This is a genomic window from Roseivivax sp. CAU 1753, assembly GCF_054482575.1.
The window spans coordinates 348,216-374,815 of sequence record NZ_JBTLRF010000004.1 but is presented as its reverse complement, the minus strand read 5'-3'; the positions used below and the strand labels follow the sequence as shown (position 1 = coordinate 374,815).

Below are 26,600 nucleotides of genomic sequence, written 5' to 3'. Positions count from 1 at the left end.
GTCCCGACCCGGATCGGTCGCCCGCGTGTCCCACGCCCTTCGGGGTGCACGGCCCGGCCTCACGATCGGACCGGAAATACTCCGGGGAGCGCGAGGGGCTGGCCCCTCGCTCCCGCCGTCTCAGCCCGCGCCCACGGTGATGACCTCGCGTTCGGTCACCACGAGGTCGAGCGGCTGGTCGGTATCTTCCTGCGGCAGGTCCGGATCTTCCTGCGCGGCATAGGCAAAGCCGATGGCGAGGGTGGCGCCCCGGGCGCGCAGCTGCGCCAGCGTGCGGTCATAGAAGCCGCCGCCGTAGCCCAGGCGCGCGCCGGTGCGGGTGAAGGCCACCAGCGGCACGATCAGGATCTCGGGCACGATGAAGCTTTGCATCGCGGGAACGCAGGCGCCGAAGGCGCCTTCGGTCATGGCGCAATCGGGCGTCCAGAGGGCAAAGCGCAGCGGTCGGTCCGCGCCGTCGACCACCGGCACCGCCACCGGCCCGTGGGCCGCGGCCTCGGCCATGGCGGGGCGGGGGTCGATTTCTGACCGGATCGGCATGTAGCCCGCCAGCGGCGCGCCGCGATACCCGGCCAGCACCGCCGACAGCGGCCCTGCCCGTCCCGGCCCGTGGGATACGTGCGCCGCGTCGCGCCGCGCGAGGCCCGCGCGCCGGGCCGCGGCTTTGGCGACAGCGGCTTTCACAGCAGAACGGCCGAGGCCAGCCCGAGGAAGGCGAAGAAGCCGACCACATCGGTCACCGTCGTCACGAAGGTGCCCGAGGCCAGCGCCGGATCGACCTTGAGCTTTTCCAGCACCATGGGAATGCCGATGCCCGCCAGCGCGGCGGCGACCATGTTGATGATCATGGCGATGAAGATGACCCATCCCAGCGCCGGAGAACCGAACCAGACCAGGCCCACGACCCCCATGACCATGGCAAAGGACACGCCCATGATCAGGCCGACCGCCGCCTCGCGCCGGATCACCCGCCAGGCGTTGGACCCGGTCAGGTCGCGCGTGGCCAGCGCACGCACCGCGACGGTCAGCGACTGCGTGCCCGCGTTGCCGCCCATCGAGGCCACGATCGGCATCAGCACCGCAAGCGCCGTGATCTGGGCGATTGCGGCCTCGAACTGGGCGATCACCAGCGACGCCAGAATCGCGGTCGCGAGGTTCACCGCGAGCCAGGGAAAGCGTTGGCGCGTGGTCTGCATCGCGGTGTCCGACAACGAACTTTCCTCGCCCACGCCGGCCAGACGCAGGATGTCTTCCTCATGTTCGTCATCGAGGACCATCATCGCGTCGTCGATGGTTATGACACCGACGAGCCGGTCGTTCGCGTCCACCACCGGCGCCGAGATCAGGTGATACTGGTTGAAGGCATAGGCGACGTCGGCCTCGGGCCGTGTCACCGGGATGACGTGGAAATCGTCATCGGTGATATCGCCCAGCTTTGCCGCGCGCGGCGAGGACATCAGCTTGCCCAGCCCGACCTTGGCCACCGGTCGCATGCGCGGGTCGACCAGGATGACATGGTAGAACTGGTCCGGCAGGTCCTCGGTCGCGCGCATGTAGTCGATGGCTTCGCCCACAGTCCAGTGTTCGGGTGCCATGACCACTTCGCGCTGCATCAATCGACCAGCGGAATATTCCGGAAAATCAAGCGATTGCTGGATCGCCACGCGGTCGCTGTCGGTCAGTGCGCCGAGGATCGAATCGCGCTGTTCCGGCTCGAGATCCTCGAGCAGGTCCACCACGTCATCGGATTCGAGCTCGCGGACCGCCTCGGCCAGGACCTCGGGCTTGAGGATGGCGATGACCTCTTCGCGGATGCTTTCGTCAAGCTCGGTCAGGATCTCGCCGTCGAATTCCCGGTCGTAGAGCCGAATCAGCTGGTCGCGGTCCTGCGCGTCCACCTGTTCGAGCATGTCGGCGATGTCTGCGGCGTGAAGCGGCTCCAGCAGGGCCACCAGCGTGTCGCGGTCCTGCGTTTCGACGGCCTCGAGGATGGCGGCGATGGTGCGGGGTGACAGCGTGTAGGCATCGTCATCGGAGGTGTCGGTTTCGGCGGCGATGTCGGGGTCAAGCGCCATGGGTCCCTCCTGCGCGGCATTTGGGGCGGACACTAGGACAGCCCGGAGAAAAGCAACAGTGGCGGCTTGCGATTTACCCGCGCGGGGACGCTGGCATGTGTATGTAAAGGGTTCGGTAACGGCTGTGTGCGATGATCGGGTGGGCGCGCGGCGTCGGAAAGAGGCTGATCGGCGTTGCGGCGTTCCGGGTTGGCCGGGCGGTGCCCATGCCGCAGGGCGCGCGTGGCCCGGCGCGTGGGATCATGCGTTTTTTTGGAAAGATGAAGCCTGGAGAACTGTCTGCCCGGGCCGGGTGCGGGCGATCGGCGGCTAGGGTTCAGACCCGGTCGGCCAGGTTTCGCGCCAGCCGGATCTGCGCGCCGATCGTGGCGGCGAGGTCGATCGTGGTGATCTGGCCGTCACGGACAACGTGGCGGCCTTCGACGAAAAGGTCGCGAACCCGAGTCGGACCGGCCAGGAGCAGCGCCGCGGGGTCCCAGCTGCCCGCCGCCTCGATGGTGGCAAGATCCCAGACGGCGATATCGGCGCGAAAGCCCGGCGCGATCTGGCCGCAATCGTCGCGGCCCAGCACCTCGGCCCCGCCGCGCGTTGCGATATGAAGCGCTTCTCGCGCGCTCATGGCGTCGGCGCCGTTGGCGACGCGTTGCAGCAGCATGGCCTGGCGCGCCTCGGCCACGAGGTTCCCGGAATCGTTGGACGCCGATCCGTCGACCCCGAGGCCGACCTTGACGCCCCGGTCCCGCATCGCCCGGATCGGGGCGATCCCGGAGCCGAGGCGACAATTCGAGCAGGGACAGTGCGCGACCCCGGTGCGCGATCGGGCGAAGAGGTCGATCTCTTGCCGGTCGAGCTTGACGCAATGGGCGTGCCAGACATCCGCGCCGGTCCAGCCGAGATCCTCGGCGTATTGGCCGGGTCGGCAGCCGAATTTCTCGAGGCTGTAAGCAATATCTTCATCATTCTCGGCAAGATGGGTGTGCAGCATCACGCCCTTGTCGCGGGCCAGGATCGCGGCGTCGCGCATCAGGTCGCGGCTGACCGAGAACGGGGAACAGGGGGCGAGCCCGACGCGGACCATGGCACCCGGGGCCGGGTCGTGGAAGGCGTCGATGACGCGGATGCCGTCGTCGAGGATGGCGGCTTCGGCTTCGACCAGGCTGTCGGGCGGCAGGCCCCCGGCGCTGACCCCGATGGACATCGCGCCACGGGTCGGATGGAAGCGCAGGCCGATTTCGCGCGCGGCATCGATGGTGTCGTCAAGGCGGGCGCCGTTGGGAAACAGGTAGCAATGGTCGGATGTCAGCGAGCATCCCGACAGTGCCAGTTCCGCAAGACCCGCGAGCGCCGAAATGCGCATGTCTTCGGGGCCCATGCGCGCCCAGATGGGATAAAGCGTGGTCAGCCAGCCGAAGAGCAGCGCATCCTGGCCGCCCGGAACGGCGCGGGTCAGGGTCTGGAAAAGATGGTGATGGGTGTTCACCAGTCCCGGTGTGATCAGGCAGTTCCGGACATCGATGATGGACCCGGTCGTGGTCAGATCGGGCCCCACCCCGGCGATGATGCCGTCGCGGATCAGCAGGTCCTGCCCGGCCCGCTCTGTCGCGTGGTCGTCCATGGTAAGGATCAATCGGGCATTGCGCAGAAGCGTTTCGGTCACGGCACATCCCCCAGCAGGTCGAGGGCGGCACGGTGCAGGGCCGGAGTAGCCGCGGCGATCGCCGACCCCCCCCGCAGCGCGGCCCCCCCCTGCCAGTCGGTGACGACACCGCCGGCCGCCTCGATCACACCGATCGGGGCCTGGATGTCATAGGCATTCAGCCCGGCCTCGATGACGAGGTCGATCTGGCCCGCGGCAAGCAGCGCGTAGGCATAGCAATCCATGCCGTACCGGGTCAGCTGAACCCGGTCGGCGACACGGGTGAAGGCCGCGCGATCCTGCAATGTGCCGACCTCGGGAAAGGTGGTCATCAGCCGGGCATCGGCGAGATCGGTCGTCGGGCGCGTCGCGAGCGCGCGTGTTCCGAGGGCATTGGACCAGTCGGCCCGCCCCAGCCCGCCGCAGAACCGTTCGCCGGTATAGGGCTGATCGATCACCGCATAGTGCACGCGGGTATCATCCGACAGGGCGATGAGAACGCCCCAGGTCGGGGCACCGCACAGAAAGGCCCGGGTCCCGTCGATCGGATCGAGGACCCAGGTCAACCCGCTTTGACCCGCGACGCTGCCGAACTCCTCTCCGAAGATGCCATCCCGCGGACGCCGCAGGGCAAGGATGTCGCGCATGGCGGTTTCGGCCGCGCGGTCGGCTTCGGTGACCGGATCGAACCCTTCGCTGTGCTTGTTGTCGGTGTGCAGGTCCGCGCATCGGAAATAGGGCAGGATCGCGCGGCGCGCGGCGTCCGCCAGGGCATCTGCGGTCGCGACGATATCGCTGACATCTGATGTCGAAAAGCTGGCTGTCATGACCTTCTTTGACCCACGGATCTAGCGCTGACCTGTTTGGCGGTCGGCAGGTGTGGCGGGGTTTCCTGGATGCATGAAAGGGTCAGGCAGCGGAGGGGGTCAGGCGACGTCCGACAGAACACGCGCCAGTTCGAACAGGCGACGGCGCTGGTTTTCGGGAATGGCATAGTAGGAGCGCACCAGATCGAGGGCTTCCTTGTCGCCGAGGATATCACGCGGCACGTTGTACGTGGTCCCGTCGCCTTCGGGTTTCGCTTCCGGTTCGTCTATGCCTTCGAAGAAACAACTGACAGGCACGTCAAGCGCATCTGCGATGTCCCACAGCCGAGAGGCGGAGACGCGGTTGGCCCCGGTCTCGTACTTCTGGATCTGCTGGAACTTGATCCCGACTTTTTCGGCAAGCTGCTGCTGGGTCATTCCGACGAGCCATCGCCGATGGCGGATCCGCTTGCCTACGTGGACATCGACGGGATGCGTCATACGCTCATTCCTTTGTTCTTCACCGGACACCTTTTACCCAGCGTGGATTGAACCGACCCGTCAAACGGGGACGATCGATCAACCCGCACTGTACAATTTTTACGGATGAACCATTCGTATCCTGTCCGGAAGGATATATTCAAAACCCCCTTCGTTACAAGACGCAACAAAATGATGCATATGCGGTGCGGCCAAGAGCCCATGCCGCCTTTTTCAGCACTATCCGTCCTGCGGGGTTGCGGGCCTGCAAGCTTGACGCGCCGGGTCGCGCCCCGCATCAAGGGCTTCGCCAGATCGAGGATTTTCTTGTCATGCGTGCACTCATTGTCGACTCCCACGACGCCAACCCGAAGCTTGTCGACATCGCTGTACCGGAACCGGGCCCGGGCGAGTTGCGGATCCGCATTGACACCTGCGGGCTGAATTTCGCAGATCTGCTGATGGTGCAAGGGAGCTATCAGGACACGCCCGACCTGCCCTTCGTGTTGGGCATGGAAGTGTCGGGGGTCGTCGATGCGCTGGGGTCCGGGACCACGGGCTTCACCGCAGGCGACCGGGTGGCGGTATTCGGGGGACATGGCGGTCTGGCCGAATACGGTGTCTTCGACGCAAGTCGCACGGTGCATGTGCCCGAAGGAATGAGCGCGGTCGACGCGGCGGCGTTTCAGATTGCCTATGGAACCAGCCACGTGGCGCTGGACTATCGCGCGCGCCTGCAACCGGGCGAGACGCTTCTGGTTCTTGGCGCGGCGGGTGGCGTGGGCCTGACGGCGGTCGAGATCGGCAAGCTGATGGGCGCGACAGTCGTGGCCTCGGCCCGGGGGGCCGACAAGCTGGCCGTTGCCAAGGCCGCGGGCGCCGATCATCTTATCGACGCAGCGACGAGTGACCTGCGGCAAGAGATGAAGGCGCTCGGGGGGGCCGACGTCGTCTATGATCCGGTGGGTGGCGACCAGTTCGCCGCGGCCTTTCGCGCCTGCAAACCGGAGGCCCGACTGCTGTCGATCGGATTTGCCTCTGGCGACGTTCCGCAAGTGAAGACCAACCACCTTCTGGTCAAGAATCTGACTGTCATGGGCGTATACTGGGGCGGTTATCTGGGATTTCACCCCGAAGTCGTTACTGGCAGTCTGTCGACGCTGTTGGCGTGGTACAAGGAGGGGCGGATCAGACCGCATGTCAGCCATGTCTTGCCTCTCGACCGCGCGGCAGAGGGGCTGGACCTTCTGCGCACGCGAAAATCCACCGGCAAGATCGTCATCGAGATTGCCTGAAACGACAGCCACCAAGGCCCGCCAACAGACGATCCAGCGAGAGAACTTTGAGAAGACGTCGGGGATGAACAGCACGCGCAGCGATTCCTTGTATCGGATCTCAAGCCTAAGTCCGACAGCTTTATGCTTTGCTAATAGAGACCACTTGTTGCAGCTTCCCCCCGGCGCCGACTGCCCATGGTGCTGCGCCGGATGCCAACATGCAGGGGTTTCGACGCAGAAAAGGCCCTGGAATGACCGAAAACAGCTGTTTACATAACGACGACAATTTTACGCACCAGGCCGAGGAAGACGCGCGCAACGAGTCGATTCTCATCTGGCTGAACGGCGCGCTCGTCCCGCGATCCGAAGCACGGGTGTCCGTCTACGATTCGGGGTTCATGCTGGGCGACGGCGTCTGGGAAGGCCTGCGGCTTTACAACGGCAAGTGGGCGTTTCTGGATGCGCATATGGACCGCTTGTTCGAGGCTGCGAAGGCGATTGACCTGACCCTCGGAATAGATCGGGAAGCAATCATCGAGGCGCTGGAAAAAACCCGTTCAGCCAATGGCATGAAGAGCGATGCTCATGCGCGGTTGATGGTCACGCGTGGGGTCAAGACGCGACCATTCCAACATCCCGGCCTGTCCCGCGCGGGCCCGACGATCGCAATCATCATGGAGCATTCGAAGCCCCGGCTTTCCCGCCCCATCCGACTGGCGACGGTGCCGCATATTCGCGGGTTGCCGATGACCCAGGACCCCAAGCTGAACTCGCATTCGAAACTGAACTGCATTCTGGCCTGCATCGCCGCCGAAAAAGCCGGTGCCGACGAAGCCCTGATGCTGGATGTGCATGGCTTCGTGAACACCACAAATGCCTGCAATTTCTTCATCGTCCGCCAAGGCGCGGTCTGGACCTCGACCGGGGACTACTGCATGAACGGGATCACGCGCGCGAACGTGATCGAGATCTGCCGTCACGAGAATATCCCGGTTTTTGAGAAAAACTTTTCTCTGACAGAGGCTTACAGCGCGGAAGAGGCATTTCTCACGGGCTCTTTCGGTGCCCAGACACCGGTCGGCGAAATCGACGGTCGCAGGATCGGATGCGGTGATCTCGGCCCGGTCACAGCACGCATCCGCAAGGCCTACAAGACAATGGTCGGCGGATGAATATCGCGATGTGGTCCGGCCCACGCAACCTGTCGACGGCCTTGATGTATGCGTTCGCGGCGCGCGACGATTGCGAGGTCTGGGACGAGCCGTTCTATGCGGCCTACCTGGCCAAAACGGGACTCCAACACCCTATGCGCGGCAGGATCATCGCCGAAGGATTGACCGACGCGGCCGAAGTTGCCGCGCTTTGCGCCGCGAAAGCGCCGACCAAGCCATTGTTTTATCAAAAACATATGTGCCAACACATGGTTCGCGGCGTGCCAAGGAACTGGATGGCAAATGTGACCAATGTTTTCCTGATCCGGCACCCGGCCCGGGTCTTGGCGAGCTTCGCCGCAAAGTACGAGGCCGCAGGATTGGAAGATATCGGTTTTGTACAACAAGTCGAGCTTTTTGACTTAATCGTATCCGAAGGGAATTCTGTGCCAATCGTGTTAGATTCCAAGGATATACGCGACGATCCTGAGAAATTTCTTGCGAAACTGTGCAAGTCGCTTGGTGTTGATTTTCAACAATCCATGCTGACGTGGGAGCAAGGCCCCAAGCCCTATGACGGGGTGTGGGCGGCGCATTGGTACGGGTCGGTGCACCATTCGACCGGGTTCGCTGGCCCTGAGGGCGATTTGCCAATTCTCTCAGGGGCTTATGCGGACGTCGCTGACGCCGCTATGCCCTATTACGACCGCCTGAAGGCGTACGCCTTGCGGTAAACGGCCAAAATGGGGGCGACATCGCCGCAAGACAGGTCGGCCGACGCCGCGAATGGCTCGCCCTTGACCCGCGCGCGTATCACCCCTGACCCGCGCGCGTATCAGGTGTGTTCAATCTGAGACGCAGTTGACGACAGTTGTCGACCGCGCGGAGGCGAACGGCGTGGAACTCGCCATCTTCGTTCTTTCTTAGCAATCGACGGTTAGACAGAATCAGAAGCTGCCAGCGCAGGCGGGGAAATATGCCACGAACTCTTGCCGCGTCCGAAGCACCATTAAACGAAGGATGCATGCACACAGGATCGCCCGACCGCGTGTCGCCTACCGGCGCGTCAGATGTCATTTGGTCTCGCAGGTGCTGGATCTTCATCGTTCCGCGCGACCAACAGGTCTGATCCCCGACAGCCAGTTGCCTGGGGCAAGGCACATCGTTGCCGGGCCCGTCGATTGTTTGCGTCAATCGTCGCGGAAATTCTTGAAATCAACGCTGTGAATGCCGATATTTGATCGGATCTCCGGCGTCAGGCCGGATACGTTCAAGTCGGAGGAAAGAATGGCTGAATACAGAACCGTCCGGACCGGCGCCGCCGCCGGCGCGCGTACGGCTCAGATCGATGAGGGCCTGCGCGCCCATATGAACAAGGTCTACGGCACGATGTCGGTGGGCATGTTCCTGACATTCCTCGTGGCATGGGCCGTGGGTTCGAGCCCGGAATTGCTGGGTATTTTCCGTGACCCGATCACGCTCCAACCCAATATTCTGGGCTGGATCGTGATGTTCGCCCCTCTGATCATGGTGTTCGCATTCGGCGCGGCGATCAATCGATTGTCTGCAGCGGGTGCGCAGGTATTCTTCTTTGTGTTCGCCTCGGTGATGGGCCTGTCGCTTTCCTGGATTTTCGTGGCCTTCACAGGTATCTCGATTGCCCAGGTCTTTCTGGTGACGTCGATCTCTTTCGCGGGTTTGTCGCTATGGGGATACACGACCAAGAAGGATCTGTCTGGCTGGGGCACGTTCCTGTTGATGGGCGTGATCGGCCTTGTCGTGGCGTCGCTGTTCAACATCTTCCTGCAAAGCCCGGCGATCTTCTTTGCGGTGTCGATCCTTGGCGTGCTGATTTTCGCGGGTCTGACGGCCTATGATACGCAGTCGATCAAGAACGAGTATATCGAGCACGCGCGCCACGGCGACCAGGAGTGGCTCGCCAAGTCGGCGATCATGGGCGCGTTGCGTCTCTATCTCGACTTCATCAACATGTTCATGTTTCTGCTGCAACTTTTCGGCAATCGCGAATAGTCAGTCAACATGAACGATCATGCCCCCCGTCGGCCCCGCCGACGGGGGGTTTTTCGTTGTCGAATGTCATGCCTTGAACCTGCGACCTGACGCGGCGCAGGCGTACCGGTCGCGCGAAGACGTCGCACACGCGATGCGCCAATTGGTCCGGAATTCTAAATATGGCAGGTTCGCAGCGACAGAGGTGGGTGCTTTAAGGCGGCAAATAGGCCGCCGAAAACGTGGCCATGCAACCGGCTCTACAGTTGGTGCGGTCGAGAAGACTCGAACTTCCACGGGAGTTACCCCACAGCGACCTCAACGCTGCGCGTCTACCAATTCCGCCACGACCGCACAGTCTGAGGCTTGGTGAGCCGCCGTATAGATCACGGATTCAGCGATGTGAAGGGGGGCATCGGTGATTTTTCGTGTGCATCCCGACCGGTGTCGGACCGAGGAATTCCGCGGCGGGTTCAGGCCCCGGGCACGCGTAGCGCCCGGGTGATGATGCGGCGGCAGGGCGCAAGGTTTCAACCGCACGTGCGGCAGGATACAAGCACCGCAGAAACCAGGATCGGAAGCGCAGATGGTCGAGTGGCGAATCTCGGACGGATTAACCGATTATCAAGAAGCCGTTGCTTACATGGAGGCGCGGGCAGATGCGATTTCGCGCAGCACGGAAGATGAACTGGTTTGGCTGGTCGAGCATCCGCCGCTTTACACAGCCGGGACCTCGGCCAAGAAGGAGGACTTGATTGATCCGGACCGCTTCGATGTTCACGAAGTGCGGCGCGGCGGGCAATACACCTATCACGGGCCCGGGCAGCGGGTGGCCTATACAATGCTTGACGTCGGACGGCGTGGCCGGGACGTGCACCGTTTTGTGGCGGATCTGGAAGCGTGGGTCATCGCAGCACTGGGCGAGTTCGGGCTGACCGGACATATTCGCGACGGGCGCGTGGGTGTTTGGATTGAACGACCGGACCGACCGCGTACTGCGTCGGGGGCCATGGCGGAGGACAAGATCGCAGCGATCGGCATCCGCCTAAAGCGGTGGGTGAGCTTCCACGGTATCTCTCTCAACGTGGAGCCTGACCTGAGCCATTTTGACGGGATCGTGCCGTGTGGGATCACCGAATATGGTGTCACCAGCCTTGTGGATCTGGGACTTCCGGTGACCATGGACGACGTCGATGTGGCGCTGCGGAAAAGCTTCTCGTCGGTTTTCGGGGATCTGCCGACTGCGTGATCTGCGACTTGCGAGGGTACGGCCAGTGGCCGCGGGACCCGATTTGCGGCGCAGCAGGTTTGGCCGGAGCCTGGGTCGCAGACGTCTGTGCATGTGTCTTTACAGGTGTCTGTGCAGACGTCTGTGCAGGCGTGTGGAGACGCGTGGACACAAGGAGCGGCATCCGTGCGCAATGCGCGCAACGGGCGCATCGAAGACTCGGGCCCGGGCCTTGACCCGGGCTCAACGATGCGACGCGTGGACTTGAACGCAATGCGGACGTGGGTTCGGTTATTGCACAGGGCCGGCGCGGGTTCGGTCAAGGCTCGGCGCGCGTGAGGCGTCGGTGCCGGCACAGCGCCGGTAAGAGTTTAGTGCGGGCACGGAGCTAACGAGGGGTCGGTGCAGGCATAGCGCGGGCGTGGGGTCATTGCGGCATTTGGGCCTTGCGCTCGGGCAGACTTGCCGCATGTTAGCGCCAACAAGAGCGTTGTGAGCCGACGCTTCGGGGCAAACAGGAGACTTGCCATGTCCGAATGGTGGAAAGACGGTGTGATCTATCAGATCTATCCACGCAGTTTTCAGGATTCGAACGGCGATGGCGTCGGCGATCTGGCGGGTATCGAGGCACGGCTCGATCATCTGGTCGATCTGGGCGTCGATGCGGCATGGATTTCGCCGATCTATCCGTCGCCGATGAAAGATGCGGGCTACGATGTGTCGGACTACACCGGCATCGATCCGATCTTCGGAACGCTGGAGGATTTCGAAAGTCTGATCGCGGCGGCGCATGCGCGGGGGCTCAGGGTTCTGCTGGATTTTGTTCCGAGCCATACGTCGGACCAGCACCCCTGGTTTCTGGAGTCCGCGGCCTCGAAGGACAGTCCCAAGCGCGACTGGTATGTCTGGCGCGACGGCAAGCCCGATGGCAGCCCGCCCACCAACTGGATCAGCGAGTTCGCGGGCCCGGCCTGGACCCGGCATCCGGCCACGGGTCAGTACTACATGCATATCTTCCTGACCGAGCAGCCGTCGCTCAACTGGCACAACCCGGAGCTGCGGGCGGCGATGTATGACGTGATGCGGACGTGGTTCGACCGGGGGGTCGACGGCTTTCGCGTCGATGCCGTCGAAAACCTGGTGCCCAACCCCGAGGCCGGGGACAATCCGCCAAATCCGCTCTGGATCAAGAGCATGGGCCCCGCGCGGCAGCATCTGGGCACCAACACCAAACACCAGCCGGAGATCTTCGAGATCGCAAAGACGATGCGGGCGGTGGCGGAAGAGTACGACCCGCCGCGCCTGCTGGTGGGGGAAGCCTATGGTGAGACCGCGCAGGTAATGAAATACTACGGCGACGCGCTCGACGCGTTTCAGCAGCCTTTCAATTTCATGCTCATCGAGACCGAGTGGGAGGCGGAAAACCTCGCCTCATTGATACGGGATTATGAGGATGCGCTGCCTTCGGGTGCCTGGCCGAACTGGGTGCTGGGCAATCATGACCGGGCGCGGGTGGCGAGCCGGGTCGGACCGGACCGGGCCCGCGCGGCGGCGATGATGCTGCTGACCCTGCGCGGCACGCCGACGATCTACCAGGGCGAGGAACTGGGCATGGAGAACGTGCCGATCCCGCCCGATCTGGTGCAGGATCCGTGGGAGAAAAACGTGCCAGGTCATGGGCTTGGCCGAGATCCGGTGCGCACGCCCATCGCCTGGGACGATGGCCCCTTCGGCGGATTTTCAGACCACACGCCCTGGTTGCCGATGGATCTGGACCCCGCCCGGATCGTGGCGCGACAGACCAGCGACCCGGCATCGATGCTGGCGTTCTACCGCAAGCTTCTGGCCCATCGCCGGGAGACCCCGGCGTTGCGACAAGGCAGCCTGACCGATCTGCGCGCCGAAGGCGGCGTGCTGCGCTACGCGCGCAGGCTGGACGGGGTCGTGGCGCATGTGGCCCTGAACTGGGGCAACGCGTCCGCCGAGATCGAGATGGCGGGGCGGGTATTGCTGGCGACCGATGATGTGGAAACCGGGCCGCTGGCCCCGGGGGCCGGGCGGCTGACGCTTGCGTGACGGTGAGCGGCCCGAGGTGCGGGACGCGGGACGCGGGGTCTGACCCTGGCGGCCTGATTTGGGCGGCCTGATTTGGGCGGCCTGATTTGGGCGGCCTGATTTGGGCGGCCTGATCCGGGCAGACTGGTCAGAGCGGCCTGAATTGGTCGACCTGATCCGCGCGGTGCGCAGAAGGATCGGGCGGAAGCGAGGGGCCAGCCCCTCGCGCTCCCCGGAGTATTTCGGGTCCGATCGTGACAGGGTGGCGATCTGGTCGGGTCCTATCGTGGCAGCGCGGGGTTTGGTCGGGTCCGATCGTGTCAGTGCGGGGTTTGGTCGGGTCCGATCGTGGCAGCGCGGGGTTTGATAGGGTCCGATCGTGGCAGCGTGGCGGTTCGGTCGGGTCTGATGCGAGACGGCAGCGGAAGGCAGGGCGGCGGCGGGGCATGCGCGCGGGAGGGGGGACACGCCCGGGCTTGCGGCACCGCGCGCGTTGCGCTGACGCAATGCCGGCTTGCAAATCCCGGCCACTGCGACAAAAATGTCCGGGCTGCGACGAAAGCGGTTATTGCCGCTGCAGGCTGCATTGCCTACACAGTCCGTGATGCGGGCGGGACGAGTCTGTCGCGTCTGAACTGATAACACCTTGAGGAGGCTTACATGGCAGACGCCGCCATCCATGGCCATGAGCACGAAGACAACCGGGGGTTCTTTACCCGGTGGTTCATGTCCACCAACCACAAGGACATCGGGATCCTGTACCTGGTCACGTCGGCCCTGGCAGGTTTCATCTCGGTTGCCTTTACCGTCTACATGCGTCTGGAGCTCATGGAGCCGGGCGTGCAGTACATGTGTCTCGAAGGCGCGCGGATGTTTGCCGCGGCCCCGGGCGAGTGTACCCCGAACGGCCATCTGTGGAACGTTCTGATCACCGGTCACGGCATCCTGATGATGTTCTTCGTGGTTATTCCGGCGCTGTTCGGCGGTTTCGGCAACTATTTCATGCCGTTGCAGATCGGCGCGCCGGACATGGCGTTTCCGCGTCTCAACAACCTTTCCTTCTGGCTCTACGTGGCCGGTACGACGCTGGCGGTCTGCTCGGTTCTGAGCCCCGGCGGCAACGGTCAGCTTGGGTCCGGCGTGGGATGGGTGCTCTATCCGCCCCTGTCCGTGCGTGAGGGCGGTTTCTCGATGGATCTGGCGATCTTCGCGGTGCACGTCTCGGGTGCCTCGTCGATCCTGGGGGCGATCAACGTGATCACCACCTTCCTCAACATGCGCGCACCGGGCATGACGCTGTTCAAGGTGCCGCTGTTTGCCTGGTCGGTCTTCGTGACCGCGTGGCTGATCCTTCTGGCGCTGCCGGTTCTGGCCGGTGCGATCACCATGCTGCTGACCGACCGCAACTTCGGGACGACCTTCTTTGATCCCGCGGGCGGTGGCGATCCGGTGCTGTATCAGCACATCCTGTGGTTCTTCGGCCATCCGGAAGTCTACATCGTGATTCTGCCGGGCTTCGGCATCATCAGCCATGTGATCGCGACCTTTTCGCGCAAGCCGATCTTCGGATATCTGCCGATGGTCTGGGCGATCATCGCGATCGGTGCTCTGGGCTTCGTGGTCTGGGCGCACCACATGTACACGGTGGGCATGTCGCTGACACAGCAGAGCTATTTCATGCTGGCGACGATGGTCATCGCGGTGCCCACGGGGGTCAAGATCTTTTCGTGGATCGCGACCATGTGGGGCGGCTCGATCGAGTTCAAGACACCGATGCTCTGGGCCTTCGGCTTCCTGTTCCTCTTCACCGTCGGTGGCGTCACCGGCATCGTGCTGAGCCAGGCCGCCGTCGACCGCGCCTACCACGATACCTACTACGTGGTGGCGCATTTCCACTACGTGATGTCGCTGGGCGCGGTGTTTGCGATCTTCGCGGGGATCTACTTCTACTTCCCCAAGATGACCGGCAAGATGTATCCCGAATGGGCCGGCCAGGTGCACTTCTGGACCTTCTTTATCGGGGCCAACGTCACCTTCTTCCCGCAGCACTTCCTGGGGCGTCAGGGCATGCCGCGCCGCTATATCGACTATCCCGAGGCCTATGCCCTGTGGAACTACGTGTCGAGCTGGGGGGCCTTCCTGTCCTTCGCGTCGTTCCTCTTCTTCTTCGGCGTGATGATCTACTCGCTTCGCAAGGGCCAGGTGCAGACCGCGCCGAACCCGTGGAACGAATATGCCGATACGCTGGAATGGACCCTGCCGTCGCCGCCGCCCGAGCACACGTTCGAGCAGCTGCCGAAGCAGTCCGACTGGGACAAGGGCCACGCGCACTGATCCAAGGATCGCAAGCGTTTCGCCGACCACACGAGGCCCCGGAGCACTTCCGGGGCCTTTTGCTTGCCCACAGGTGCCCGCCCCTGCCGGACCGCAGCTTTTCGCCACAGGTCGGCAATCCGCCCTTGCACCCAAGCGCCGGTTTAAGGTTCATCGCGGCACGGATCCGACCCGGGGCCGCGCCGTGCCGCCGCCGCCGCCGGGGCCGGACCGACACGCGACCCGATGCAACAGACAGACACCGCACAGACACCCATATGCCCTATCGCTGGACCGACGCAGACCCGAACCGCCCCGAGCAGGAACTGACGCTCTGGCCGCACAACTCGTTGCCGCCCAAGGGCTTCGCCGCATTCATTCTTGCCACCTTCCTGTTGGCGACGATCCCGCTTTACGGGCTGTTGGGGACCGCGCTGCTGTGGGGCATGTTGCCGTTTTTCCTGGTGGTGCTGGCGGGGATGTATTTCGCGCTGCGCAAGAACAACGCCGACCGGCGCATCCTGGAGGTGCTGAGCATTCGCGGCGACGACATGCATCTGACGCGCTTCAACCCCAAGGGCGACACGCAGGATTGGCATTGCAACCCCTACTGGGCCAAGGTGGTGCTGCATCAGACCGGAGGCCCCGTGCCGAATTATGTCACCCTTAACGGGTCGGGCCGAGAGGTCGAGATCGGCGCGTTCCTGTCCGAGGACGAGCGCAAGGCGCTTTACGCCGAGCTTTCGGACCGCCTGCGACGGCACAGACCCGCCTGATGGCGCAGGTTCCCGCGACCCCCAAACTGCGCCGCCTGGCGCACCGAATGCGGGCGGCCTTTCTGGGGCCCGGCATGGCGGCGGCGCGCGATGATGTGCAACCTTCAGAGGTGGCGGCGTTGCGTTTGCGCGCGGCGCGACAGGGCCAGGGGCCGGTGGCGCGGCGGGTGATCTTCCTGATCCCGCTGGTGGCCCCGGAAGATGTCGGCGACTGGGACGCGGTGACGGCCCGATTGGCGCGCACGCTTGAGAGTTTCCGCGCGCAGGACCGGCCCGACTGGGAGGCGACGGTCTGCTGCCAGACCCGGCCGCCGCTGCCCGACGATCCCCGTATCCGGCATCTGGCCTTCGACGACCCGACGCCCGGAAACGACAAATGGCGCAAGCTGGCGGCGCTCTGTGACGATCTGGCGGCGCGGGACGTGCCACCTGCCTATGTGATGTCCTTCGATGCGGACGATCTGCTGCGGCAGGGTACGGTGGCCGCGATGCTGGAGGGCGGGGGCGATGGCTGGCTGGCCCGGACCGGGTTCGTGCGCGACGTGGCCACGGGCGACTTGGCGCTGGCCGGGCCGCCGACGCTGGCGCGGCCCCGAAGGCGGGCGTTCTGGAAGCTGTGCGGGTCCTGCATGGCGGTGCGGCACGATCCGGCGCTGCCCGAAAGCGCAGCCTTCCTGCGCGCAATGACCCAGCATGAGCACCGGATGTTCCCGTATCTCGCGGCGCTGGCGGGGCTGCGGCTGAGGCCCCTGCCCCGGCCTTCGGTGCTTTACGAGCTGAACCACGGCGAAAATTTCGGCGCGCGGCGCGGTCGGGTGTCGTTCAAGACCCGCTTCGTGCAGCGATTCCGGGTGACCGACGCGGAAACGCTGGCGGCGGTCGAAGACGGGTTCCCGTCGGCTGACGGGTCTTTAGGGACGGCGTGACCGCCGAGGCGTCCAGGCCCGCAGAGGCCCCGGGTCGGGCCCGGGACCGACAGGTCTAGCCCGCGAGCCGGTCTTTCACGCGCGGGCCGACGGCGCCGAAATCCATCTGGCCGGAGTATTTCGACTTCAGCACGCCCATCACCCGGCCCATGTCGCGGATCGACTCCGCGCCGACCTCGGCGACCGCCTTGTCGATGGCGGTGGCGACTTCCTTGTCGGACAGGCGCTTGGGCAGAAACTCTTCGATCACCACGATCTCGGCAAGTTCGCGTTCGGCCAGATCGAGCCGCCCGCCCTCTTCGTAGGTCTTGGCGCTTTCGCGGCGCTGCTTGACCATCTTGGCGAGGATCGACAGCACCTCGTCATTGCCGACGCCGTCTTCGCGACCGTCGCCGCGCGCGGCGATGTCGCGATCTTTGATGGCGGCATTGATCAGGCGCAGCGTCGACAGACGATCCGCGGCCTTGTCTTTCATTGCCTGTTTCATGGCGGTGGTGATCCGCGAACGAAGATCCATGGCCTCTCATCCCCTGATTGGCGTGAGCGTGATAGGTAGGGCGTCGGGCGCAAAGGTGCAAGGTCTCGTGATTTTGTGTCAAGCTTTTGATTTTGTTATATTTTCCGAAATTCCGCCACTCTTGACCCGATGCGAGCCTGTCCTTAGACAGGCGCAAATGCCCTTGACGCCCGGAGGCCCGACCATGACCGCCCCAACCGCATGCCTTGCACTCGCTGACGGGACCCTGTTCTACGGCATGGGCTTCGGGGCCACCGGCGACACCGTGGCGGAGTTGTGTTTCAACACCGCGATGACCGGCTATCAGGAGATCATGACCGACCCGTCCTACGCGGGCCAGATCGTGACCTTCACCTTCCCGCATATCGGCAATACCGGCGTCAATCCCGACGACGACGAGACGCAGGACCCGGTCGCCGAGGGCATGGTCGTCAAGTGGATGCCGACGCAAAGCTCGAACTGGCGCGCGGTGTCGGAACTGTCGGACTGGCTGGCCAGCCGCGGGCGCATCGCCATCGGCGGCATCGACACCCGGCGGCTGACGCGGGCGATCCGGCAGCAGGGCGCGCCCCATGCAGCGCTGGCGCACAACCCCGACGGGGTCTTCGATACCGACGCGCTGGTGCAGAAGGCGCGCGATTTTGCCGGGCTTGAAGGGCTGGACCTGGCGCGCGACGTGACCTGCGCGCAAAGCTATCGCTGGGACGAGATGCGCTGGGCCTGGCCCGAAGGCTACGCGCGGCAGGATGCGCCAAGCCACAAGGTTGTGGCGATCGACTACGGTGCCAAGCGCAACATCCTGCGCTGCCTTGCGAGCGCCGGCTGCGATGTGACGGTGCTGCCCGCGACCGCCACCGCCGAAGAGGTGCTGGCACTTGCGCCCGACGGGGTGTTCCTGTCGAACGGACCGGGCGATCCGGCGGCCACCGGGGCCTATGCGGTGCCGATGATCCAGGGGCTGCTTGCCAGGGACCTGCCGCTGTTCGGCATCTGCCTTGGTCACCAGATGCTGGCGCTGGCGCTGGGGGCGCGAACGGTCAAGATGAACCACGGCCATCACGGCGCCAACCACCCGGTCAAGGAAACCGAGACCGGCAAGGTCGAGATCACCTCGATGAACCACGGCTTTGCGGTGGACAGCCAGTCCCTGCCCAAGGGTGTGCTCGAGACTCATGTGTCGCTGTTCGACGGGTCCAATTGCGGGCTGCGGGTGGCCGACAAGCCGGTCTTTTCGGTGCAGCACCACCCCGAGGCCAGCCCCGGTCCGCAGGACAGCTTTTACCTGTTCGAACGCTTCGCGGCCTCGATGGCGGCGCGCAAGGCGACGGCGGCCTGATATCCGGTAAACGCAGCGGACTTCCTTAATCACTCATTAACCTAAGACGGCGTTAATGGCCTCCGGTCGACAACGGAGGCCAGGATGCGGTCGCGCAAAGTGCAGTTCAAATCAGGCCGCCCCGCGGCCAGTATCGACGACCGCGGCCGATCGCTCGCGGGGCTGCTGGTCGACGGCCATCAGGTCGCGTCCGGCGACATGGTCGAGGCGCTTGGCACGGCGGTCGCGACCGGTGCACCGTTGCGCCACGTGCTGCTGGCAAAGGACCTGATCGACGAGGCCGACCTGGTATCGGTGCTGGCGCGACGACACGGCGTCATGGCGCTCGACCGGGCGACCAACCCGCCGGACCCGGACCTCAGGACGATACTGGATGCAGAGACCTGCCTTGCCCACGGGGTGCTGCCCTGGATGCGGATCGGCAACACGCTGGTGCTGGCGGCGGTGTCGAAGGCCGGGTTCGAGGCTGCGAATCAGCGGCTGGCCGACGCCGGTCACGCGGTCATCATGGCGATCGCATCGGAACAGGACATCCAGACCGAGATCGGCCTGCGCCACGGTCAGACGCTGATCGCAGAGGCCGAATCCTGGGTGCCCGCCGCGGAAAGCTGCCGCGATCTGGGCCGCGCGGGACCGGCGCGGATGGCCTGCGCACTGGGGCTTGCCGCGCTGTGCATCGGCCTTCTGGCGCTGGCACCGCTGAGCTTTTTTACCGGGCTGATGGTGTTGGCGGTGCTGTCACTGGTGGCGACGCAGGGCCTCAAGCTGGCGGCGCTGCTGGCCAGTCGCGCGCCGCCTGCCCTGCCCGGACCGCCGGACTATCCGCTGCCCCATGTCACGCTTTTGGTGCCGCTGTTTCGCGAAGCGGCGATCGCGACCGCGCTGACCGAACGGCTGGGGCGGCTGAGCTATCCCAAGGCCTGCCTGACGGTGATGCTGATCCTCGAGGATATCGATCTTGAGACCGCGCAGATCCTGCGCCGCGCCGCTCTGCCCGGCTGGGTCCGCGTGGTGGTGGTGCCCGGCGGCACGATCCGCACCAAGCCGCGCGCGCTGAATTACGCGCTGCGCTTTGCCCGGGGCGAGGTGATCGGCATACTCGACGCCGAGGACGCCCCCGCCCCCGACCAGATCGAACGGGTGGTGGCGCGCTTTCAGCAGGCCCCGGACGAGGTAGCCTGCCTGCAGGGGGTTCTCGATTTCTACAATCCGCGCGCCAACTGGCTGTCGCGCTGCTTTGCCATCGAGTATGCGGCGTGGTTCCGCATGATGCTGCCGGGCCTCGCGCGGCTGGGCGTGCCGGTGCCGCTGGGCGGCACGACGGTCTATTTTCGACGCGCGGCGCTTGAGGCAGTGCGCGGCTGGGATGCGCATAACGTCACCGAGGACGCGGATCTGGGGTTGCGGCTGGCGCGGCACGGCTACCGCACCGAGCTATTGCACACGGTGACCCGGGAAGAGGCCAACAACCGCTTCTGGCCCTGGGTCCGGCAGCGGTCGCGCTGGCTCAAGGGCTATGCGATGACCTGGGCGGTGCATTCGCGATCGCCGCGCGCGCTCTTGCGCGATCTGGGGCTGTGGCGGGCGCTGGGGGTGCAGGTGCTGTTCCTGGGCACGCTGATCCAGTTCCTGCTGGCGCCGGTGCTCTGGTCGTTCTGGCTGCTGCTGACCGATCTGCCGCATCCGGCGCTGGCGGTGCTGTCGCCCGAAGCGCTCTGGGTGCTGTTCGGCCTGTTCATCACCGCCGAGGCGATCACACTGCTGGCGGGGGTCGTGGCGGTGGCGCGCAGCCCGCACACCCGGCTGATGCCCTGGGTGCCGAGCCTGATCCTGTATTTCCCGCTGGGCACCATCGCCATGTACAAGGCGGTTTGGGGGCTGATCACGCAGCCGTTCTACTGGGACAAGACCCAGCACGGCCGGTCTGCCCCGGACCGGCCCGGCGCGGATCTGGCGGTGGAATGACCCCTAGCGGTCGGTTGCCGCATCCAGCTTGAGCCGGGTCACGAACGCCTCGGAGATGTGATCGCGCAGGGCCTGGCAGGCGCCGTCCTCGTCGCGCCGGCCGATGGCATCGACGATGGCCCCGTGTTCATCGAGGGCGCGCGAGCCGCGGCCCTCGGCGGCCAGCGACGTCGTGGCCATCAGCGCCATGGAGCGGTGCACAAGATCGAGCTGCTGCACGAGAAAGCGGTTATGCGAGGCCAGATGGACCTGCTTGTGGAACCTGCGATTGGCCCGCGCCAAGGCGTTGGCATCGTCGATCCGGTTGCGGTCGTCGATCACCATCTGCCGCAGGACGGTGATTTCCTCTTGCGTGGCGTGGCGCGCGGCCAGCCGGGCGGCGAGGCCCTCAAGCTCGGTGCGCACGGCGTAAAGCTCGGCCATCTGGTTGTGATCGAGCGAGGCCACGATCAGCGACCGGCCATCCCGCGCCAGCAGCGATTGCGTCTCGAGCCGTTGCAGCGCCTCGCGGATCGGTGTGCGCGAGACCCCGAACCGGTCGGCAAGGTCGCTTTCGACAAGCCGGTCGCCGGGCTTGAAGGTGCCGCTGTCGATGGCCTCGAGGATCAGGGTATAGGCATCGCGATGAGGCGTCGGTCGATCTTTCATTCGGGTCGTCTCCTTCGCTGAGGGGCGAAAATACGCAGGTTCGAAAGGGTGTGGCAAGTGCATGCCATTGCAACCCCGCCCCGGGCGCACTAGCTCGGCACCATGCAGGACGCGTTCTCTCATATCCGCCACTGGGTCTTCGACCTCGACAACACGCTATATCCCCCCGAGGCGCGGCTGTTCGACCAGATCGAGGTGCGGATGACCGACTGGGTGATGCGCGAGCTTGGCGTCGACCAGCCCGAGGCCAACCGCCTGCGCAAGGTCTACTGGGCGGAATACGGCACCACGCTGGCGGGGCTGATGCAGCTGCACGGGGTCGATCCCGAAGGCTACCTGCACGATGTGCACGACATCAGCTTTGCGCCGCTGACTGCCGATCCGGTGCTGGCCGGGCGCATCGCGGCGCTGCCCGGGCGGCGGATCGTCTACACCAATGGCTCGGCCCCCTATGCGACGCGGGTGCTGGAGGCGCGGGGGCTGGGCGGGTTGTTCGATGCGGTCTACGGTGTGGAACACGCGGATTTCATGCCCAAACCCCAACGCTCGGCCTTCGAGGCGGTGTTTTCCAGGGACGGCACCGACCCCGCCCGGGCGGCGATGTTCGAGGACGATCCACGCAACCTGGCGGCCCCGCATGCCATGGGGATGCGCACCGTGCACGTCGCCCCCGAGGCCCTGGCCGCACCGCATATTCACCATCACACCGCCGATCTGTCGGATTTTCTGGCGCGCCTGCGCTGAGCGCCGCGACCAAGCGCGCACTGGCGGAAAGCCGCGGCACGGGCCATGTACGGGCGGACAAACGGAGACAGCGCCATGGACCACGACATCCTGATCTCGGGCGGCGGCATTGCCGGGCTGTCGGCAGCGGCGGCGTTCGGCCAGGTCGGGTTCTCGGTGCTTTGCGTCGATCCGGCCCCGCCGGTGACCGAACGCGAGGCCGACGGAGCAGACCTGCGGACGACGGCGTTTCTGCAACCCGCGCGGGCGTTTCTGGAGCGCGCGGGCCTCTGGGGACGGCTGGCGGCGCATGCGGTGCCGCTGCAGGTGATGTCGATCGCCGATGCCAGCCAGACCCCACCGGTCAGGCGCGATTTCAACGCCGCCGACATCTCGGACGCGCCGTTTGGCTGGAACCTGCCCAACTGGCTGTTGCGGCGCGAGATCTCGGCGGCGTTGCACGAGATGCCGGGGGTGACGTTCCGGCCCGGCACCGGCACCACGACGCTGTTCACGCGCACCGGGTCGGCCAAGGTCGGGCTTTCGGATGGCAGCCGCGTCATGGTGCGGCTGGTGATCGCGGCGGACGGGCGCGCATCGCCGATGCGGCAGGCGGCGGGGATCGGGGTGACGACCACGCGCTACGGCCAGAAGGCGCTGGCCTTCGCGGTCACGCATGATGCGCCGCATGGCAATGTGTCGACCGAGATCCACCGCGCGGGCGGGCCCTTCACGCTGGTTCCGCTGCCCGATCACGCCGGACGGCCGTCATCGGCGGTGGTGTGGATGACCCACGCGGCAGAGGCCGACCGGCTGGCGGGGCTCGATGTCGCGGATTTCGAGGCGGCGATGACCGACCGGTCGGCGGGGCTTTACGGGGCGCTGTCGCTGGCGTCCCGGCGCACGCTCTGGCCGATCATCACCCAGGGTGCGGAACGGCTGGTGGCCGAGCGGCTGGCCCTGGTGGCGGAGGCGGCGCATGTGATGCCGCCCATCGGCGCGCAGGGGCTAAATATGTCACTGCGCGATATCGAGACGCTGCTGGACCTTGCGGTGGCGGCCCCCGACCGGCTGGGCGACCGGGACATGCTGGACAGCTACGCCCGGCGGCGCGGCCCGGATATCCGCCTGCGACTATCGGGCATTTCGGTGCTGAACCGGGCGTCGATGGCGGGGCTGCCGATGCTGCAGGTGGCGCGGTCGCGGGGGCTGGGCCTGCTGCACGACCTGGCGCCGCTGCGCCGGTCGGTGATGGAGCTGGGCCTCGGGGCACAGGCGCGGCACGGGACCGGCACGGGGCATGGGGCTGGCGCGGGGCAGAGGCCCTGAAGGGCCTGCGAGAGGCGCTGCCTCTCGCGCTCTCCGGAGTATTTCCGGTCCGATCGTGAGCGGCGATCGCGCCCTCAGTGATAGGTAAATTCGCCCACCACGTTGCGCCATTCCCCCGGCGCGATCAGTTTGCGATGGGTGAAGCGCACGGAGTGCAATGGGCCTTCGATCTCGGTTTGCCAGAAGGCGATGAAGTCCAGAAGTTTGGCGTGATCGGGGGCCAGATCGTATTCCTGCCAGACGAATGTGTTCAGCACGTTCCTGTAATCCGGCATGCGATAGAAGATCTCGGCGGTGGTCAGCCCGTAGCCCCGCAGCATCAGCTCTGTCTCGCTCATGTCCATTTTGTTCAACCTCTCGATGTGCCTGCCGGAAAGATTCTGCCAGAAACGCGTTAAGAATCAACGAAAACAAGTTGTTGGCAGGGGGCGGCGGTGGCTGCCAGAGGCGCGCCGCGGGTGGCTCGGGCATTGCACCCGTGTCTTGCGCTCTGCTATAGTCCGACCAACAACATATAGAAAAAACGACAGGCGGACAGACCTTTGACCGATACGCCCGAGCCCCCTGAAAACGACAGCGACATTCCGCCCGTTCCGGCGCCGAAGACGGGGCCCTCGATCTCGATCATCGACGAGATGAAATCCTCTTATCTCGATTACGCCATGAGCGTCATCGTGAGCCGGGCGATCCCGGATCTGCGCGACGGGCTGAAGCCGGTGCACCGGCGCATCCTCTATGCGATGCACGAGACCGGCAACACCCATGACAAGTCCTATCGCAAGTCGGCGCGGCCCGTCGGCGACGTGATGGGTAAATACCACCCGCACGGGGATTCGGCGATCTACGACGCGCTGGTGCGGATGGCGCAGGATTTTTCGATGTCGCTGCCGCTTCTGGACGGCCAGGGCAATTTCGGGTCGATGGACGGCGATAACCCCGCGGCCATGCGCTATACCGAAGTGCGGATGGACAAGCCCGCCGCCTTCATTCTGAACGATATCGACAAGGATACCGTCGATTTTCAGGACAATTACGACGGCAAGGATCGCGAGCCGACGGTGCTGCCGGCGCGTTTTCCCAATATGCTGGTGAATGGCGCGGGCGGCATTGCCGTGGGCATGGCGACCAACATCCCGCCGCACAATCTGGGCGAGGTGATCGACGCGACGCTGGCGCTGATTGACGATCCGGACCTGTCGTCGGAGGCGCTGATCGGGTTCGTGCCGGGCCCCGATTTTCCCACCGGCGGGCTGATGCTGGGCCGCTCGGGGGCGCGCAAGGCGTATCTCGAGGGGCGCGGATCGGTGATCGTGCGGGCCAAGACGCGGGTCGAGGAGATTCGCCGCGACCGCTATGCCATCATCATCGACGAGATTCCCTATCAGGTGAACAAGGCCTCGATGATCGAGAAGATCGCCGAGCAGGCCCGCGACAAGAAGATCGAGGGCATCGCCCATGTGCAGGACGAAAGCGACCGCAATGGTGTGCGCGTCGTGGTCGAACTGAAGCGCGATGCGACGCCGGATGTGGTGCTGAACCAGTTGTTCCGGTTTACCCCGATGCAGACCTATTTCGGCTGCAACATGCTGGCGTTGAACGGCGGCAAGCCGGAACAGCTGACCCTGCGCAAGTTCCTGACATCCTTCATCGATTTCCGCGAGGAAGTGGTGGCGCGGCGCACTGCCTACCTGCTGCGCAAGGCGCGCGAGCGCAGCCACATCCTGTGCGGCCTGGCGGTGGCGGTGTCCAATGTCGACGAGGTGGTGGCGACGATCCGGGCCTCGGCGGATGCGGCGGAGGCACGCGAAAAGCTGATGACGCGGCGCTGGCCCGCGGGCGAGATCGCGCCTTTCATCCGGCTGATCGACGACCCGACGCACACCATGAACGACGACGGCACCTACAACCTGTCCGAAGCGCAGGCCCGCGCCATTCTGGAGCTGCGGTTGCAGCGCCTGACGCAGCTGGGCGTCAAGGAAGTGACCGACGAGCTGGAAGAGCTGGCCGGCAAGATCAAGGAATACCTCGAGATCCTGTCGTCGCGCGATCGGATCATGGGCATCATCTCGGACGAGTTGAAAGAGGTGAGGGACCTGTTCGCGGTGCCGCGCCGCACCGAGATCGTCGACTGGTCGGGCGACATGGAGGACGAGGACCTCATCGAGCGGCAGGACATGGTCGTGACGGTTACCGCGGGCGGCTATATCAAGCGCACGCCGCTGGCGGACTTCCGGTCGCAGAAGCGCGGCGGCAAGGGGCTGGCGGGCGGCACGCTGAAGGATGACGACGCGGTCACCACGCTGTTTGTGGCCAACACCCATACGCAGCTTTTGTTCTTCACCACCGACGGGATGGTCTACAAGCTGAAGACCTGGCGGCTGCCGCTGGGGGGGCGCACCTCGAAGGGCAAGGCCATCGTCAATATCCTGCCGATCCCGACGGGCGTTTCGATCGCGGCGATCATGCCGGTCGACCGCGAGGAAGAAGACTGGGACGACCTGCAGATCGTCTTTGCCACCTCGGCGGGTGATGTGCGGCGCAACGCGCTGTCGGATTTCACCAACGTCAAGCGCAACGGCAAGATCGCGATGGAGCTGTCCGAGGGCGTCAGTCTGGTGAATGCCCGCATCGCGTCCGAGGATGACGACGTCATGCTGATCACCGACAGCGGGCGCGCGATCCGGTTCCGCACGACCGATGTGCGGGTCTTCAAGGGGCGCAAGTCGACCGGCGTGCGCGGCATCCGTCTGACCGGCGACGACCATGTGGTGTCGATGGCGGTGATCCGGCATTCGCGCTACACGCCCGAGGAACGCACCGCCTACCTGAAGATGCGCCGCGCCATGGCGGGCCTGTCGGACGAGGCCGAAGCCGGGGACGACGATGCCGCGGTGGCCGATCCCAACTTCTCGACCGAGCAATATGCCGAGATGTCGGCTGCCGAGAACCTGATCCTGACGATCACGCGGGAAGGGTCCGGCAAGCTCAGCTCGAGCCACGATTACCCGATCCGGGGCCGGGGCGGCATGGGTGTGCAGGCGATGGACAAGGCGATGCGGGGCGGGCCGGTGGTGGCCTGCTTCCCGGTCGAACTGGACGACCAGATCATGCTTGCCACCTCGAAGGGGCAGTCGATTCGGGTGCCTGTGGAGGGCATTTCGTTCCGGTCGAGATCGGCAGGTGGCGTGCGGGTCTTCAACACCGCAAAAGGTGAAGAAGTGGTGTCCGTGGCCTGGATCGCGGAGCAACCGGATGTGGATGGCGGCGAGGATGCCGACATACCGGCCCCCGGGGACGCCGAGGACTGAGAAACAGCGCTGAAACGCGCTGGCTTTGTTGCGCTCGCGCA

The 26,600-nt window shown here is 65.1% G+C and carries 22 protein-coding genes and 1 tRNA gene; 14 read left to right on the top strand and 9 right to left on the bottom strand.

Features of this window, described 5'->3' with window-relative positions:
* Window positions 1–120: 120 nt before the first annotated feature.
* The 5 genes from ACXYMN_RS11580 to ACXYMN_RS11560 form a co-directional block, all read right to left on the bottom strand.
* Window positions 121–684 (bottom strand): 5-formyltetrahydrofolate cyclo-ligase, encoded by a 564-nt coding sequence (locus ACXYMN_RS11580; protein ID WP_459013794.1) that lies wholly within the window; start codon window positions 682–684, stop codon window positions 121–123.
* Window positions 681–2,075, bottom strand: a complete 1,395-nt coding sequence (mgtE, locus tag ACXYMN_RS11575) for a magnesium transporter (RefSeq protein ID WP_459013793.1) — start codon at window positions 2,073–2,075, stop codon at window positions 681–683. The genes ACXYMN_RS11580 and mgtE overlap by 4 nt, the downstream gene beginning before the upstream one ends.
* A gap of 316 nt (window positions 2,076–2,391) precedes the next feature.
* Window positions 2,392–3,732 carry an 8-oxoguanine deaminase gene (locus ACXYMN_RS11570; RefSeq protein WP_459013792.1) on the bottom strand — a complete coding sequence of 447 codons (1,341 nt, stop codon included), beginning with the start codon at window positions 3,730–3,732 and terminating at the stop codon, window positions 2,392–2,394.
* A complete protein-coding gene (gene hisN, locus ACXYMN_RS11565; RefSeq protein ID WP_459013791.1) occupies window positions 3,729–4,538 on the bottom strand; it encodes a histidinol-phosphatase in 810 nt (269 codons plus the stop codon). The genes ACXYMN_RS11570 and hisN overlap by 4 nt, the downstream gene beginning before the upstream one ends.
* Window positions 4,539–4,637: 99 nt before the next feature.
* The gene (locus tag ACXYMN_RS11560; protein WP_459013790.1) at window positions 4,638–5,018 is read right to left on the bottom strand and encodes a helix-turn-helix domain-containing protein; all 381 of its coding nucleotides are present in this window, start codon (window positions 5,016–5,018) and stop codon (window positions 4,638–4,640) included.
* Window positions 5,019–5,329: 311 nt separating this feature from the next.
* Between ACXYMN_RS11560 and ACXYMN_RS11555 the strand changes: the two genes are divergently transcribed.
* The 4 genes from ACXYMN_RS11555 (at window position 5,330) to ACXYMN_RS11540 (ending at window position 9,456) form a co-directional block, all read left to right on the top strand.
* Window positions 5,330–6,292 carry an NADPH:quinone oxidoreductase family protein gene (locus tag ACXYMN_RS11555; protein WP_459013789.1) on the top strand — a complete coding sequence of 321 codons (963 nt, stop codon included), beginning with the start codon at window positions 5,330–5,332 and terminating at the stop codon, window positions 6,290–6,292.
* Between the two features lie 233 nt (window positions 6,293–6,525).
* Window positions 6,526–7,446: a D-amino acid aminotransferase gene (locus tag ACXYMN_RS11550; protein ID WP_459013788.1), complete on the top strand. Its 921-nt coding sequence runs from the start codon at window positions 6,526–6,528 to the stop codon at window positions 7,444–7,446.
* Window positions 7,443–8,159 (top strand): sulfotransferase-like domain-containing protein, encoded by a 717-nt coding sequence (locus ACXYMN_RS11545; RefSeq protein WP_459013786.1) that lies wholly within the window; start codon window positions 7,443–7,445, stop codon window positions 8,157–8,159. Before ACXYMN_RS11550 ends, ACXYMN_RS11545 begins: the two co-directional genes overlap by 4 nt.
* 553 nt (window positions 8,160–8,712) lie before the next feature.
* On the top strand, window positions 8,713–9,456 hold the full coding sequence (locus tag ACXYMN_RS11540) for a Bax inhibitor-1/YccA family protein (RefSeq protein ID WP_459013785.1): 744 nt from the start codon (window positions 8,713–8,715) through the stop codon (window positions 9,454–9,456).
* A gap of 246 nt (window positions 9,457–9,702) precedes the next feature.
* On the opposite strand, the gene ACXYMN_RS11535 is transcribed toward ACXYMN_RS11540, so the two are convergent.
* A tRNA-Leu gene (locus ACXYMN_RS11535) sits at window positions 9,703–9,789 on the bottom strand.
* Between the two features lie 196 nt (window positions 9,790–9,985).
* On the opposite strand from ACXYMN_RS11535, the gene lipB reads away from it, so the two are divergent.
* The 5 genes from lipB (at window position 9,986) to ACXYMN_RS11510 (ending at window position 16,733) form a co-directional block, all read left to right on the top strand.
* Window positions 9,986–10,684, top strand: coding sequence for a lipoyl(octanoyl) transferase LipB (gene lipB / locus ACXYMN_RS11530; protein WP_459013820.1), 699 nt, complete (start codon window positions 9,986–9,988; stop codon window positions 10,682–10,684).
* Window positions 10,685–11,191: 507 nt separating this feature from the next.
* Window positions 11,192–12,739: an alpha-amylase family glycosyl hydrolase gene (locus ACXYMN_RS11525; RefSeq protein ID WP_459013784.1), complete on the top strand. Its 1,548-nt coding sequence runs from the start codon at window positions 11,192–11,194 to the stop codon at window positions 12,737–12,739.
* A 639-nt stretch (window positions 12,740–13,378) separates the two neighbouring features.
* The gene (ctaD, locus tag ACXYMN_RS11520) at window positions 13,379–15,052 is read left to right on the top strand and encodes a cytochrome c oxidase subunit I (RefSeq protein ID WP_459013783.1); all 1,674 of its coding nucleotides are present in this window, start codon (window positions 13,379–13,381) and stop codon (window positions 15,050–15,052) included.
* Window positions 15,053–15,309: 257 nt separating this feature from the next.
* Complete coding sequence (locus ACXYMN_RS11515; protein ID WP_459013782.1) at window positions 15,310–15,807, top strand: DUF2244 domain-containing protein; 498 nt, start codon at window positions 15,310–15,312, stop codon at window positions 15,805–15,807.
* The gene (locus ACXYMN_RS11510) at window positions 15,807–16,733 is read left to right on the top strand and encodes a hypothetical protein (RefSeq protein ID WP_459013781.1); all 927 of its coding nucleotides are present in this window, start codon (window positions 15,807–15,809) and stop codon (window positions 16,731–16,733) included. The genes ACXYMN_RS11515 and ACXYMN_RS11510 overlap by 1 nt, the downstream gene beginning before the upstream one ends.
* Before the next feature lie 55 nt (window positions 16,734–16,788).
* Here ACXYMN_RS11510 and ACXYMN_RS11505 read toward each other — a convergent pair whose 3' ends face one another.
* On the bottom strand, window positions 16,789–17,250 hold the full coding sequence (locus ACXYMN_RS11505) for a GatB/YqeY domain-containing protein (RefSeq protein WP_459013780.1): 462 nt from the start codon (window positions 17,248–17,250) through the stop codon (window positions 16,789–16,791).
* Window positions 17,251–17,434: 184 nt separating this feature from the next.
* Between ACXYMN_RS11505 and carA the strand changes: the two genes are divergently transcribed.
* Together carA and ACXYMN_RS11495 are read left to right on the top strand one after the other, a co-directional pair.
* Window positions 17,435–18,586 carry a glutamine-hydrolyzing carbamoyl-phosphate synthase small subunit gene (gene carA / locus ACXYMN_RS11500; protein WP_459013779.1) on the top strand — a complete coding sequence of 384 codons (1,152 nt, stop codon included), beginning with the start codon at window positions 17,435–17,437 and terminating at the stop codon, window positions 18,584–18,586.
* 84 nt (window positions 18,587–18,670) lie between these two features.
* Window positions 18,671–20,551, top strand: a complete 1,881-nt coding sequence (locus ACXYMN_RS11495; RefSeq protein WP_459013778.1) for a glycosyltransferase family 2 protein — start codon at window positions 18,671–18,673, stop codon at window positions 20,549–20,551.
* A gap of 3 nt (window positions 20,552–20,554) precedes the next feature.
* Here the strand turns inward: ACXYMN_RS11495 and ACXYMN_RS11490 are convergent, their stop codons facing one another.
* Window positions 20,555–21,199 (bottom strand): GntR family transcriptional regulator, encoded by a 645-nt coding sequence (locus ACXYMN_RS11490; RefSeq protein WP_459013777.1) that lies wholly within the window; start codon window positions 21,197–21,199, stop codon window positions 20,555–20,557.
* Between the two features lie 102 nt (window positions 21,200–21,301).
* On the opposite strand from ACXYMN_RS11490, the gene ACXYMN_RS11485 reads away from it, so the two are divergent.
* Both ACXYMN_RS11485 and ACXYMN_RS11480 read left to right on the top strand, forming a co-directional pair.
* Complete coding sequence (locus tag ACXYMN_RS11485) at window positions 21,302–21,943, top strand: pyrimidine 5'-nucleotidase (RefSeq protein ID WP_459013776.1); 642 nt, start codon at window positions 21,302–21,304, stop codon at window positions 21,941–21,943.
* Between the two features lie 75 nt (window positions 21,944–22,018).
* On the top strand, window positions 22,019–23,251 hold the full coding sequence (locus tag ACXYMN_RS11480) for a UbiH/UbiF family hydroxylase (RefSeq protein WP_459013775.1): 1,233 nt from the start codon (window positions 22,019–22,021) through the stop codon (window positions 23,249–23,251).
* Between the two features lie 74 nt (window positions 23,252–23,325).
* Here the strand turns inward: ACXYMN_RS11480 and ACXYMN_RS11475 are convergent, their stop codons facing one another.
* Window positions 23,326–23,595 carry an usg protein gene (locus tag ACXYMN_RS11475; RefSeq protein WP_459013774.1) on the bottom strand — a complete coding sequence of 90 codons (270 nt, stop codon included), beginning with the start codon at window positions 23,593–23,595 and terminating at the stop codon, window positions 23,326–23,328.
* 198 nt (window positions 23,596–23,793) lie between these two features.
* Between ACXYMN_RS11475 and gyrA the strand changes: the two genes are divergently transcribed.
* Entirely contained in the window at window positions 23,794–26,559 is a 2,766-nt protein-coding gene (gene gyrA, locus ACXYMN_RS11470) for a DNA gyrase subunit A (protein WP_459013773.1), read from the top strand.
* The last annotated feature ends 41 nt before the right edge of the window (window positions 26,560–26,600 follow it).